The sequence below is a fragment of the Providencia sp. PROV208 genome (assembly GCF_028479465.1).
In the GTDB taxonomy this organism is placed as follows: Bacteria; Pseudomonadota; Gammaproteobacteria; order Enterobacterales; family Enterobacteriaceae; genus Providencia; species Providencia alcalifaciens.
In genome coordinates, this window is record NZ_JAMPNS010000017.1 from 146,344 (window position 1) to 160,056 (window position 13,713).

Annotated in this window: 12 protein-coding genes; 9 read left to right on the forward strand and 3 right to left on the reverse strand. The window is 44.0% G+C overall.

The window, feature by feature from the left end; genetic code table 11:
* Positions 1–79: 79 nt before the first annotated feature.
* The gene (gene dusA, locus PR766_RS14280) at positions 80–1,105 is read left to right on the forward strand and encodes a tRNA dihydrouridine(20/20a) synthase DusA (protein WP_154635938.1); all 1,026 of its coding nucleotides are present in this window, start codon (positions 80–82) and stop codon (positions 1,103–1,105) included.
* A 97-nt stretch (positions 1,106–1,202) separates the two neighbouring features.
* Positions 1,203–1,376: a hypothetical protein gene (locus tag PR766_RS14285; protein WP_006663299.1), complete on the forward strand. Its 174-nt coding sequence runs from the start codon at positions 1,203–1,205 to the stop codon at positions 1,374–1,376.
* Between the two features lie 64 nt (positions 1,377–1,440).
* On the opposite strand, the gene PR766_RS14290 is transcribed toward PR766_RS14285, so the two are convergent.
* On the reverse strand, positions 1,441–2,424 hold the full coding sequence (locus tag PR766_RS14290; RefSeq protein ID WP_006663298.1) for a quinone oxidoreductase: 984 nt from the start codon (positions 2,422–2,424) through the stop codon (positions 1,441–1,443).
* Positions 2,425–2,636: 212 nt separating this feature from the next.
* Here PR766_RS14290 and dnaB point away from each other — a divergent pair, with 212 nt between their 5' ends.
* The 3 genes from dnaB to PR766_RS14305 all read left to right on the forward strand — a co-directional run bounded on the left by dnaB (position 2,637) and on the right by PR766_RS14305 (position 6,707).
* Positions 2,637–4,046, forward strand: coding sequence for a replicative DNA helicase (gene dnaB / locus PR766_RS14295; RefSeq protein WP_006658307.1), 1,410 nt, complete (start codon positions 2,637–2,639; stop codon positions 4,044–4,046).
* Positions 4,047–4,366: 320 nt separating this feature from the next.
* Positions 4,367–5,449 carry an alanine racemase gene (gene alr, locus PR766_RS14300; RefSeq protein ID WP_036959786.1) on the forward strand — a complete coding sequence of 361 codons (1,083 nt, stop codon included), beginning with the start codon at positions 4,367–4,369 and terminating at the stop codon, positions 5,447–5,449.
* A 64-nt stretch (positions 5,450–5,513) separates the two neighbouring features.
* Positions 5,514–6,707: an amino acid aminotransferase gene (locus tag PR766_RS14305; RefSeq protein ID WP_006663296.1), complete on the forward strand. Its 1,194-nt coding sequence runs from the start codon at positions 5,514–5,516 to the stop codon at positions 6,705–6,707.
* 66 nt (positions 6,708–6,773) lie between these two features.
* On the opposite strand, the gene uvrA is transcribed toward PR766_RS14305, so the two are convergent.
* A complete protein-coding gene (uvrA, locus tag PR766_RS14310; protein WP_006658310.1) occupies positions 6,774–9,608 on the reverse strand; it encodes an excinuclease ABC subunit UvrA in 2,835 nt (944 codons plus the stop codon).
* Positions 9,609–9,956: 348 nt separating this feature from the next.
* Here uvrA and PR766_RS14315 point away from each other — a divergent pair, with 348 nt between their 5' ends.
* The 4 genes from PR766_RS14315 to ilvN all read left to right on the forward strand — a co-directional run bounded on the left by PR766_RS14315 (position 9,957) and on the right by ilvN (position 12,917).
* Positions 9,957–10,475, forward strand: a complete 519-nt coding sequence (locus PR766_RS14315; RefSeq protein ID WP_006658311.1) for a single-stranded DNA-binding protein — start codon at positions 9,957–9,959, stop codon at positions 10,473–10,475.
* A gap of 263 nt (positions 10,476–10,738) precedes the next feature.
* Positions 10,739–10,828, forward strand: a complete 90-nt coding sequence (ivbL, locus tag PR766_RS14320) for an ilvB operon leader peptide IvbL (protein WP_108479355.1) — start codon at positions 10,739–10,741, stop codon at positions 10,826–10,828.
* A 104-nt stretch (positions 10,829–10,932) separates the two neighbouring features.
* Positions 10,933–12,630: an acetolactate synthase large subunit gene (gene ilvB, locus PR766_RS14325; RefSeq protein ID WP_036974022.1), complete on the forward strand. Its 1,698-nt coding sequence runs from the start codon at positions 10,933–10,935 to the stop codon at positions 12,628–12,630.
* Positions 12,631–12,632: 2 nt separating this feature from the next.
* Entirely contained in the window at positions 12,633–12,917 is a 285-nt protein-coding gene (gene ilvN / locus PR766_RS14330) for an acetolactate synthase small subunit (protein WP_006658314.1), read from the forward strand.
* 45 nt (positions 12,918–12,962) lie between these two features.
* Here ilvN and PR766_RS14335 read toward each other — a convergent pair whose 3' ends face one another.
* The gene (locus PR766_RS14335; RefSeq protein ID WP_006658315.1) at positions 12,963–13,520 is read right to left on the reverse strand and encodes a helix-turn-helix domain-containing protein; all 558 of its coding nucleotides are present in this window, start codon (positions 13,518–13,520) and stop codon (positions 12,963–12,965) included.
* Positions 13,521–13,713: the final 193 nt, after the last annotated feature.

Consider the following 13,713-nt stretch of genomic DNA (forward strand, 5'->3'; position numbering starts at 1 on the left):
AGCTGTTAAAATGCGGCTTTCTTTTGCTATTTCACAACAGCATAAGCCTTAAATTCGATATCAATGCCAAAAGACCAACATGCAACAAAATCAAACGATAGAACAAAATACACCATCAACAATTGGTGGTTACAAAAACCTTAACCGTTTTTCGGTTGCGCCAATGCTCGATTGGACCGACCGTCATTGCCGTTACTTCCATCGCTTATTAACGAAAAATACGTTGTTGTATACGGAAATGGTGACAACAGGTGCGATTATTTATGGCAAAGGTGATTACCTAGCTTACAGTGAAGAAGAGCATCCTGTCTCTTTACAATTGGGGGGCAGTGACCCCCTCGCACTCGCTCAATGTGCCAAACTTGCCGAAGAACGCGGTTACGATGAAATTAACCTAAACGTCGGTTGCCCATCAGATCGCGTACAGAATGGTCGTTTTGGCGCGTGCTTGATGGCGGATGCTCAGCTGGTGGCAGACTGTGTAAAAGCGATGCGTGATGTGGTTTCTATCCCTGTTACGGTGAAAACGCGTATTGGGATTGATGAGCAAGATAGTTACGAATTCTTATGTGAATTTATCGATACAGTCTCTACAAAAGGTGACTGTGAGATGTTTATTATCCATGCACGTAAAGCGTGGTTATCAGGTTTAAGCCCGAAAGAAAACCGTGAAATTCCACCATTAGATTACCCGCGGGTATATCAATTAAAGCGTGATTTTCCTCATTTAACGATGGCGATAAATGGCGGAATTAAGACCCTTGAAGAAGCTAAAGAGCATTTAAAATATTTGGATGGTGTAATGGTTGGGCGCGAAGCGTATCAAAATCCGTCTATTTTAACCGCAGTAGATAATCAATTGTTTGATGAAAATATGCTTATTGTTGATAGCGTTGCGGCGGTGCGCAGTATGTATCCGTATATCGAAAATGAGCTCTCTAAAGGCGCTTATTTAGGGCACATGACTCGCCATATGTTAGGGATTTTCCAAGGTATTCCAGGGGCTCGCCAGTGGCGTCGTCATTTAAGTGAAAATGCTCATAAACAAGGCGCAGATCTCTCTGTGGTTGAACAAGCCCTCGCATTTGTGACGCGTGGCGAGTAAATATTACTTAAATGGAATTTTGATTTTTATTGATGCTGACCGAATAATATTATCTGCATGTTATGATTAAATTCATTTAATCAATAGGAAGATGCGGATGAAAAGATTAATGACAGCTTCGTTGCTACTGCTGGTTGCTGGGTGCTCAAGTTCAGGTGGACAAATGCGGGAACCACCAAAGCAGGATCCTTATGAGGGAACAGTGTACAACACCATTAAAGAGAACCAGCAAATCTATAAAGATCAGCAGGCTCATAAAGGACACTATTAGTTAAAATTGAAATTATCAGGCATTTAAAAGCGCCAGTTATTGCAGACTGGCGCTTTTTTATTGATTAAGGAATTAGCAGACTAGAGCCTTGGGTTTTGCGTTGTTCCAGTGTTTGGTGTGCTTTTTGCACATCTTTCAGCGCAAAAATTTGTGATGAAGGAACATCCACATTGAGTTTGCCACTTAAAATCATATCAAACAGAGCTTTACTTGCTTGGTTTAACTCTTCTCTGTTAGTGACATAACCGCCAAGTGATGGGCGGGTTACATACAGGGAACCTTTTTGATTTAAGATCCCTAAATTAACACCCGTCACGGCACCTGAGGCATTACCAAAGCTTACCATTAAGCCCCGACGTTTCAGTGAGTCTAAAGAGGCTAGCCAAGTTGCCTGACCTACGGAGTCATACACTACATTGACTTTTTCACCCTGTGTAATTTCTTTCACACGCTCAGCAATATTTTCGGTTTGGTAGTTGATCACCTCCCATGCGCCTGCAGCTTTCGCACGCTGCGCTTTCTCGTCTGAGCCAACGGTACCAATCATTTTTGCGCCTAACGCTTTTGCCCATTGGCAGGCGATTAAGCCCACGCCGCCAGCGGCAGCATGGAATAAGAAAATTTCATCTTTTTGAATTTGGTAGGTTTGGTTTAGCAGGTAATAAACAGTCATTCCTTTCAATGAGCAGGCCGCGGCTTGCTCAAACGTGATGCCATCTGGGAGATGTGCAACCGCACTTTCGGGAACATTATGCACTTCGCTATAAGCGCCTAATGGACCTTGAGCATAAACGACGCGGTCACCCGGTTTGAAACCGGTTACTTGAGAGCCAGTTTTAACGACGATGCCAGCAGCTTCAGTGCCAAGCCCACATGGCAAGCTTGCAACTGGGTATAGCCCACTACGAACGTAAGTATCAATAAAGTTGATGCCAATTGCGCGGTTTTCAATTTGAATTTCATTTTCCGCAGGAGCGTTCGGGGAATAGTCAACAAAATTGAGAACTTCAGGACCACCATGTTGCGAAAATTCAATACGTTTTGCCATGATCATCTCCAATAGGTGAGTTTGTTTTTATTAACAGTATCAATAGCGCCATCATAACGCGATGCTTTAATAAGAAGAATTATCGGTTTGTGCGCTGCGTTAAGATAGCGGCTGTAATAATATCTTGTATAGATAACAAGAAAGACGCCACATGACACCTCAGATTGGCGTATACTAACTGTTGGTTAATTATAGACGTGGATATTTCAAGTATGGCTAAAAAACCCTCCTCAGATTACAAGACAAACCCACCGCGCGATCAGCAAATGGAAGGATTAAAACTTCCACCGCACTCTATCGAAGCGGAACAGTCTGTATTGGGGGGACTGATGTTGGACAACGAACGTTGGGACACCGTATCAGAGCGTGTCACTTCAGCCGATTTTTTTAGCCGCCCTCACCGTACTATCTTCGGGCAAATGCAAATCCTGCTGGAGCAGGGCAAGCCGATTGACTTGATCACATTGTCAGAATCCCTTGAGCAACAGGGTGAATTGGACAGTGTGGGGGGCTTTGCATACTTAGCCGAATTATCAAAAAACACCCCAAGTGCGGCGAACATCAATGCTTATGCGGATATCGTCCGTGAACGTGCAATTGTACGCGATATGATTTCTGTCGCTAATGACATCGCGGACGCGGGGTATGATCCTCAAGGGCGTAGTAGTGAAGATTTATTAGATTTCGCAGAGTCCAAAGTTTTCCAAATTGCGGAATCGCGAGCGAATAAAGATGAAGGTCCAAAAGGGATTGAAGCAATCTTGTCGGAAACGGTTGAAAAAATCGAACAGCTCTATCAGCAACCTCACGACGGGGTGACCGGGGTTTCTACTGGTTACCAAGATTTAGACAAGAAAACCGCGGGGTTACAAGGTTCTGACTTAATTATTGTTGCTGCACGTCCATCAATGGGTAAAACCACATTTGCGATGAACTTGTGTGAAAATGCGGCAATGACCGAAGAAAAGCCAGTTCTTATCTTCAGCTTAGAGATGCCAGGTAACCAGATCATGATGCGTATGTTAGCGTCACTTTCCCGTGTCGACCAAACTCGTATTCGTACAGGGCAGCTTGATGATGAAGATTGGGCACGCATCTCGAGCACCATGGGCATATTGATGGAAAAACGTAATATGTATATCGATGACTCTTCGGGACTCACACCAACGGAAGTACGTTCTCGCGCACGGCGAATCTACCGTGAACATGGTGGATTAAGTCTGATCATGATCGATTACCTACAGTTAATGCGTGTGCCTGCTTTGTCGGATAACCGAACGTTAGAAATTGCAGAAATTTCTCGCTCTCTCAAAGCATTAGCTAAAGAATTGAATGTACCTGTTGTCGCGCTTTCTCAGCTAAACCGTAGTTTGGAGCAACGTGCGGATAAACGCCCAGTGAACTCCGACTTACGTGAATCCGGCTCCATCGAGCAAGATGCTGACTTAATTATGTTTATCTATCGTGACGAGGTCTATCATGACAACAGCGACCTCAAAGGGGTTGCTGAAATTATTTTAGGTAAACAGCGTAATGGTCCTATCGGGACGGTAAGATTGACGTTTAATGGGCAGTGGTCGCGGTTTGATAATTATGCGGGACCGGCCTACGACGACGAATAACCTAACCTCGTCATACTTCACTCTGTGGCGTTGTTGGTTGCGTTCGCTAACCTGAGTCACATACTTATGTATGTTCCCCAGGCTTAGCTTGTCTTGCCGCCTAGCCACAGTGCGAATTATTTAGAGGTTGGTAAGCTCGTCATATTTTGAGCTGTAGCTGTGTTGGTTGCTCTCAGCAACCCTAGTCACATACTTGTGTATGCTCCTAGGGATAGGTTCGTTTACCGCCTTGCTACAGTTCAAACTATTTAGAGCTTATACGTATAGAAGATTAAAGATTAAATAAGTTAAATTTTAAAATGAATAATTAAGAGGAAGAAATGAAAGCGGCAACAGCATTAATAAACCGCCGCGCTCTGCGACACAACTTGCAACGGGTTAGAGAATTGGCGCCGAATAGCCGTCTGATTGCAGTTGTTAAAGCAAACGCTTATGGTCATGGATTAATTGGGGTTGGCACAGAAATTCAAGGGAGCGTCGACGGATTTGGTGTTGCACGTTTAAATGAAGCTTTGCTTCTTAGACATCAAGGCGTGACAAAACCGATTGTTTTATTAGAGGGTTTCTTTGAGCAATCTGATTTGCAGTTGATGGTGGAATATAACATCGATACGGTGATCCACTGCGTTGAACAACTGGAAATGCTGGAAAGTGCACAGCTCGCTAAAAAAATTAAAGTCTGGATGAAACTCGATACTGGTATGCACCGCCTTGGTATTCTTCCTCAACATGCAGAGAGTTTTTACCAGCGTCTACAAAGCTGTAGCAACGTTGACTTACCTATCAATATTGTTAGTCATTTCTGTCAGGCTGATGCGCCTGAGCTTCCCACAACTCAGAAACAAATCGAATGTTTCCAACAGTTTGTTTCTGACAAGCCCGGTGAGAAATCTATCGCTGCTTCCGCAGGGATTCTGTTATGGCCTGAGGCTCATTATGACTGGGTTCGTCCGGGTATCATGATGTATGGCGCCTCCCCGCAAGAAGGCAAAAGTGCAGCTAGCTTCGGTTTATTGCCAGTGATGACGCTAAAGTCCACTTTGATTGCAGTCAGAGAACACTCGGCAGGGCAGTGTGTTGGTTATGGTGAAACATGGTGCAGTGAACGTAATACCCGCCTTGGCGTGGTCGCAATTGGCTACGGAGATGGTTATCCACGTAACGTACCATCGGGGACACCAGTGCTTGTAAATGGACGAAAAGTGCCAATTATTGGGCGAATTTCCATGGACATGACCGTCGTGGATTTAGGTCCAGATGCCACCGATAAAGTGGGGGATGATGTCATTCTCTGGGGAAATGCTCTGCCAGTAGAAGAAATTGCCACACAAACAGGCATTATTAACTATGAACTTCTAACGAAATTAACCTCTAGAGTCGCAATGGAATATGTAGACGAATAGGTTTTAAAGGGTTATTTTCACTAGACAAAAGCAATAAAGAAAACCTACAAGTGGGAGATATCCTGTGTACCAACATGTTGATGCTTATCCGGGCGATCCAATCTTATCGCTGATGGATGAATTTAATAAAGATACTCGTGAAGGCAAAATTAACCTGAGTATTGGTCTTTATTATGATGCAGAAGGGAAAACCCCTGAGCTGGAAACCGTCGGCACAGCGAAAGCTGCTCTGAGCAAACTTCCAGCAAGTGCATCGTTATATCTGCCAATGGAAGGTTTGAAAGATTACCGTACTGAATTACAAAAATTGGTATTTGGTGCAGATTGCCCACTGATTGCACAAGAGCGTATTGCAACCGTACAAACCATCGGTGGCTCCGGTGCCCTGAAAATTGGCGCAGATTTTTTACACCATTATTTCCCAAATTCTGAAGTTTGGTGCAGTAACCCGACATGGGAAAACCACGCTTCTATTTTTTCTGGTGCAGGTACAAAAGTTCATTACTACCCTTACTTTGATGAAAAGACCAAAGGGGTTAAGTTTGATGAAATGCTGGAAACTTTCAAAAAGTTACCAGAAAACAGCATTATCTTAATGCACCCATGCTGCCATAACCCAACGGGCTCCGATTTAACACCAGCTCAATGGGATGAAGTGACAAAAGTGGCACTTGAACACAAATTGATTCCATTCTTAGACATCGCGTATCAAGGTTTTGCTGAAGGGATCAATGAAGATGCTTACGCCATTCGCGCAATGGTTAAAGCGGGCTTACCTGTCTTTGTAAGCAACTCATTCTCCAAAATCTTTGGTATCTATGGAGAACGTGCGGGCGGTTTATCCGTTATCTGTAAGGATAAAGATGAGCGTGACCGTGTGTTAGGTCAGCTGAAAGCGGGTGTTCGTCGCCTGTATTCAAGCCCACCGTCTAATGGTGCAAAGATTGTGGCTGCGGTACTCACTGATAGCCAGCAAAAAGCGAAATGGTTGGAAGAAGTCGAAGAGATGCGTCTGCGTATTCTTGAGATGCGAACTGTACTCGTGGATGAGCTGAAAAAAGCTCTGCCAAACAAAAACTTCGACCATTTATTAAAACAGCGCGGTATGTTTAGTTACACGGGGTTCTCTCAACAGCAAGTTGATCGCTTGAAAGACGAATTTGCGGTTTACTTGGTTGGAACTGGTCGTGTGTGTATGGCTGGTGTGAATCGCCATAATGTGAAACGCATTGTGGAAGCATTTGCGGCTGTGAGCTAATAACAAATTGTTATTTAAGCATTAAAAAGGGGAACAGTGTGTTCCCCTTTTTGTATTCAGACTTATTTAGTATCCACGAGCTAGGATAGGTTTTAAAAAGCGTGCTGTATGGGATTTTTCACATTCAGCAACTTCCTCTGGGGTTCCAGAAATTAAAATCTCACCGCCTCCACTACCACCTTCCGGTCCTAAATCAACAATCCAGTCTGCCGTTTTGATGACATCTAAGTTATGCTCGATAACCACGATGGTATTACCTTGGTCTCGTAACTGATGCAGGACGACTAACAGCTGTTGAATATCGGCAAAATGCAGTCCTGTGGTTGGTTCATCCAAGATATAGATGGTTTGCCCTGTTCCTCGTTTAGATAACTCGCGAGCTAATTTCACGCGTTGAGCTTCACCGCCTGATAATGTGGTGGCGGATTGACCTAAACGAATATATGACAAGCCAACATCCATCAGTGTTTGTAGCTTACGAGCCAGAGCAGGAACAGCATCAAAGAACTCACGAGACTCTTCGATGGTCATATCCAGCACTTCATGGATACTTTTACCTTTATATTTAATTTCTAAGGTTTCGCGGTTATAGCGTTTGCCTTTACATTGGTCACACGGCACATACACATCCGGCAAGAAATGCATTTCAACTTTAATCACGCCATCGCCTTGGCAAGCCTCACAGCGCCCACCTTTCACGTTAAAGCTAAAACGCCCTGGGTTATAGCCACGAGTACGTGATTCTGGTACGCCAGCGAATAGCTCGCGGATCGGCGTAAATATCCCTGTGTAAGTTGCAGGGTTTGAACGAGGCGTTCGTCCAATAGGGCTCTGGTCGATGTCGATAACTTTATCGAAATGCTCTAAACCTTCGACATGAGCATAAGGTGCAGGGTTAATCACCGTTGCACCATTCAATTGGCGCTGCGCAATTGGAAATAACGTATCATTAATCAGCGTTGACTTTCCTGAGCCTGAAACCCCTGTAATACACGTAAATAAGCCAACGGGAATCGTTAAGGTGACATTCTTCAGGTTGTTACCCGTTGCGCCAACGACGGTGAGCACTTTATCTTTATTAAAAGGAACGCGAGCTTGTGGGATCTCAATTCGGCGTTCTCCACTCAAGAATTTACCTGTTAGAGATTCTGGATTAGAAACAATATCGTCCAGTGTACCTTGTGCTACGATTTGCCCACCATGAACCCCCGCACCGGGTCCAATATCAATCACATGGTCAGCGGCACGAATCGCATCTTCGTCATGCTCAACTACAATCACGGTATTGCCGAGATTACGCAGGTGAACCAGCGTTTCGAGTAAGCGGTCATTATCCCGTTGATGTAATCCGATTGACGGTTCATCTAACACATACATGACACCAACCAGACCCGCACCAATTTGGCTAGCCAAACGAATACGCTGAGCTTCGCCACCGGATAACGTCTCTGCGGAACGGGAAAGCGTTAAATAATTCAGACCCACGTTAACTAAGAACCTTAGACGATCGCTGATTTCTTTCAGTACTTTTTCAGCGATTTGAGCTCGCTGCCCGCTGAGTTTTAAGTTTTGGAAAAATTCCATCGCATGACCAATGCTGTAGTCAGCAATTTCTGGCAGTGTTGTATTTTCTACAAACACAAAACGGGCTTCTTTACGTAGGCGGGTTCCGCCACAAGTTACACAAGGGCGATTGCTAATGTATTTAGCCAATTCCTCGCGCACCGCAGTAGATTCTGTTTCTTTATAGCGGCGCTCCATATTGTTAAGAACGCCTTCGAATGGATGGTGACGTACAGTGATATCGCCACGATCGTTACGGTATTTAAACTCAATGCTCTCTTTGCCTGAGCCATATAAAATCACTTTTTGAATGGCTGGACTGAGTGACTCATAAGGCGCTTCAACATCAAATTTGTAGTGCTCACCTAATGACATGAGCATTTGAAAATAATAGAAATTACGACGATCCCAACCGCGAATTGCACCGCCCGCGAGAGAGATTTCTGTATTTTGAAGCACACGCTCAGGGTCAAAGAACTGCTGAACCCCTAAACCGTCACAACTTGGGCAAGCCCCGGCTGGATTATTGAAAGAGAACAGGCGTGGCTCTAACTCCATCATGCTATAGCCACACACCGAGCATGCAAAATTGGCGGAGAACACGAGTTCTTCGGCTTTCGGGTCGTCCATATCGGCGACAACTGCAGTACCACCCGAAAGTTCTAGTGCAGTTTCAAAGGATTCAGCAAGTCGCTGAGCAATATCCTCACGCACTTTGAAGCGGTCAACGACTACTTCAATGGTATGTTTTTTCTGTAATTCAAGCTTTGGTGGATCGGATAAGTCACAAACTTCACCATCAATACGGGCGCGGATATAGCCTTGACTCGCCAAGTTATCGAGTAACTTAACATGCTCACCTTTACGCTCTTTTACCACAGGGGCAAGCAGCATCATTCTACTGTCAGTGGGTTGTGCGAGAACGTTATCCACCATTTGGCTGACAGTTTGCGCGGCTAGCGGAATATTATGATCAGGGCAGCGAGGTTCACCAACGCGGGCAAACAGTAAACGCAGATAATCATGAATTTCAGTAATTGTCCCGACAGTTGAACGCGGGTTATGAGAAGTCGATTTTTGTTCAATGGAGATAGCGGGGGATAGCCCTTCAATATGGTCGACATCTGGCTTTTCCATTAAGGATAAGAACTGACGAGCATAAGCGGATAGAGACTCAACATAACGACGCTGACCTTCGGCATAGAGGGTATCAAAGGCAAGGGATGACTTCCCTGAGCCAGATAGCCCCGTAATAACTATCAGCTTGTCTCGGGGGATGATGAGATTGATGTTTTTTAGGTTATGCGTGCGAGCGCCGCGGACTTCGATATTCTCCATTTACCACTTCCCGAATGAATTGATAGTGAACAAAAATAAACTTGGCAGTACGAATAAACGAAAGAGCAAGTATTAACGAACAAGTTAGTATTGCACAAAATTTGCTGAATGGATATACAGTATATGTGCTCTTTATATTTCATTCCAGAGGGTGAAGATGACAACTTATCTGTAGTGTGAATAATTAGCGTCTATACTAAAAACCAGTAATGCAGATTTCACTTAAATTTGGAAAGTGCTTCGCAACTTCTCATCAAGCAATCTCAATTTATGGTGCAATACAGATAGGTCGTGTTAAACTTCACGGTCAGTCCAGAGATTAAAAATTCAATGCATCAGGAGTAACAAATGGCCAGCAGAGGCGTAAATAAAGTAATTCTTATCGGTAACTTAGGACAAGATCCAGAAATCCGTTATATGCCTAACGGCGGAGCTGTCGCTAACCTGACTCTGGCAACTTCTGAAAGTTGGCGTGACAAGCAAACCGGTGAAATGCGTGAAAAAACAGAATGGCACCGTGTTGTTATTTTCGGCAAATTAGCGGAAGTTGCCGGCGAATATCTGAAAAAAGGTTCACAAGTTTATATTGAAGGTTCACTGCAAACGCGTAAATGGCAAGACCAAAGTGGTCAAGATCGTTACAGCACCGAAGTTGTGGTGAATATCGGCGGTTCAATGCAAATGTTGGGTGGTCGCGGTGGTGATGCACCATCACAAGGTCAAAGCGGCGGACAAGGCAGTTGGGGTCAACCACAACAGCCACAAGCAGCGCAACAGTTCAGTGGCGGCGGCGCAGCACCAGCGCGTTCACCAGCACCACAATCGAATGAACCACCAATGGATTTTGATGACGATATCCCGTTCTAATTTTTCTATTAGAAAATTCAAGTCATTAAATAAAGCCCTTAAATTTAAGGGCTTTATTTTTTTATGGAAAACTTAATTCAAGTTATTACAACACAACAATATTTTGTGATGCGTCTCTCATTTGAAATCCGCAACCAAGAAAAACGAAAAAAAGGGTTGTGAAGGTTAGGATTTTATGGTTTCTTAAATGCAGCAAACACAATAACGAAAAATCAGACAGACTTTAACTAGACAGAATTAAATTACAGGAAAACCCCGTGAAAATGACTGCTAACCGTTCAAACCTACTACTTACCGCGCCACTAGCCGCGGTAGTCGTGCGTGTGGTGGTGGTCGTGGGCTTAGCGCCGTAACGGGAACAAATCACGCGATTTAGAAACCCCGCCGGCGCAAACCGAGCGGGGTTTTTTTATGACCTAAAACTCGGATCCGCAGGCTAGTGAAGGAATAAAAAATTATGAGCGAGTCGGGCACAACATCACCACAAAAAACCTGTTTTACAGGCGCAGAATTAATCGTCCATTTGTTGGAAGAACATGGAATTACTCTTGTTTCTGGAATTCCGGGCGGGGCGGCATTGCCATTCTACGATGCACTGGGACAGAGCAAAAAAATTCGTCACATACTGGCGCGCCATGAGCAAGGCGCTGGCTTCATTGCGCAAGGAATCGCACGTAGCACAGGTAAAGCCGCGGTCTGTATTTCTTCAAGTGGTCCCGGTGCTACGAACTTAGTCACTGCCATTGCGGATGCCAAACTGGACTCTATTCCATTGGTTTGCATCACTGCGCAGGTGCCTTCCTCTATGATTGGTACTGATGCATTTCAGGAAGTGGACACTTACGGTATTTCAATTCCGATTACTAAGCATAATTATTTGGTGCGGAGTATCGAAGAGTTGCCTCGGGTTATCTGTGAAGCCTTTCGCATCGCTGAATCAGGGCGTCCGGGACCTGTTTGGATTGATATTCCGAAAGATGTTCAAACAGCAACCATTGAATTAGAGACCTTGCCAGAGGTTTTACCGAAGGATAAAACACCAAGCTTCGATATGGAGAAAGTGATCCAAGCGGCGGAGATGATCAACCGAGCTAAGCGACCAGTGCTTTATTTTGGTGGTGGGGTGATTAGCTCAGACTCGACTGCGACGGCTATCGCATTTGCAGAAAAAGCCTCGTTACCAACCACGATGACGTTGATGGCATTAGGAACCATTCCAATGCGCCATCCGCTGTATTTGGGTATGTTGGGTATGCATGCGGCGCGTAGTACTAATATGGTAATGGAAGAGTCTGATTTGCTGATTGTTATTGGTGCACGTTTTGACGATCGTGCTATTGGTAAAGCAGAAAAGTTTTGTCCAAATGCCAAAATTATTCATGTGGATATCGATAAAGCTGAAATCAGTAAAATTAAGCGTCCTGATATTGCGATTCATGCGGATGCAGGGCAAATCTTAGAATTACTGCTGCCATTAGTTGAGCGTAATGATCGCCAAGAATGGGTGCAGCAAGTTAATGATCTGAAAACTCATTATCCGCTGAATTTAGCGAATGCGGATGATCCGTTAGATCACTATGGTTTAGTCTTAGCGACGGCAAGAGCTGCGGGTGAAGAGGCGATTGTAACAACAGATGTGGGGCAGCATCAGATGTGGGCTGCACAAGTTTACCCATTATCGCGCCCTCGCCAATGGTTGACGTCAGGTGGTTTGGGTACGATGGGCTTTGGATTACCAGCCGCCATTGGTGCTGCCTTAGCTCACCCAGATAAAACTATCGTGTGTTTTTCTGGCGATGGTAGCTTGATGATGAATATTCAGGAATTAGCCACTGCTGCCGAGCATCAGTTAAACATTAAAATTATTTTAATGAATAACCAAGCATTGGGAATGGTGTATCAGCAGCAAGATCTGTTTTTTGAAAATCGGATATTTGCTGCAGCTTATCCTTATCAGACGGATTTTATTAAGATTGCTTCTGGGTTTGGTTTCCAAACGTGTGATTTGAATAATGAGGCCGATCCTGAAATGGCGCTGGAAGCGATTATGAACACTAAAGGACCGTGCTTAATTCATGCCTTGATTGATGTGAATCAGAAGGTATATCCAATGGTTCCTCCTGGTGCCGCTAATATTGATATGATCGGAGCGTAATTATGGTATTTGAACATCATCCAATCGCCTTAGAATTAATTGTTCGCAACCATCCGGGCGTCATGTCACATATTTGTGGGTTGTTTGCTCGTCGAGCATTTAACGTGGATGGCATTTTGTGTATGCCAATTAAAGATAAGGACGAAAGTAGAATCTGGTTATTAGTTCAGAAAGATGAACGCTTATCTCAAATGGTTAACCAAGTTGAAAAGCTAGAAGATGTCCGTGAAGTGCGTTTTAGCGATGACCTTCGCGTATTTGAAATTATGCAGGATTATGTGCAGTAATTCTTAATGAGCATGATTGGCCTACAGGGATGGTAGGCTGATAAATTAAACGCCATCACTTAAATGAGCATAGGTCATCACGACAGTGGCATGGACATCCCCTTCAATACATAAATAAGCGTGAGGGAAATCTCCGCTGAAGGCATAAAAATCCCCAGCGTCAAGTACCACACTATGTTCATCGTCCAATCGCAGCATTAAGGAACCTGAGTGCACCATAATATGCTCATGGGTACCCACCATGTGGGCGGGACTGTTAATAATCGCGCCTCTCTTCATACTTAGCTGCCAGATCTCAGACACATTTCCCATGCTAATGCGGAATTTAAATTGTTCTAAATAGTCGCCTTCGAGTGGTGTCGATTTTACTAAATAGGGATAGGATTCATTTTGGCGTGTAAATAAATCACTGAGAGGAAAACGCAGTGCGGCAGCTATGGATTCTAAAGTGTCGATACGCGGGTTCGAATCTCCCGATTCAAGCTTAGAGAGGGCGGCTTTAGAAATGCCCGATAAGTGCGATAGCTCACTGAGAGACAAATTTCTCGCTTGGCGCAATAAACGAACTTTCTGACCAATTTTTATATTTATTTTATTTTCCATGATATTACTTTCCTACATCTAGCTTCCATGAACTCTAATTTCTGCTGCCAATTCTAACATCTTAAATATGAAATGTCAGAAATTCGATATTATGAAAATAATATTTTGCTGGTAGATGATAAATGGAAAGATAAATTTTTAATGCATTGTTGTAAATATAATATTTCTTATTTTTGAGTGTCTTATTTTGTTG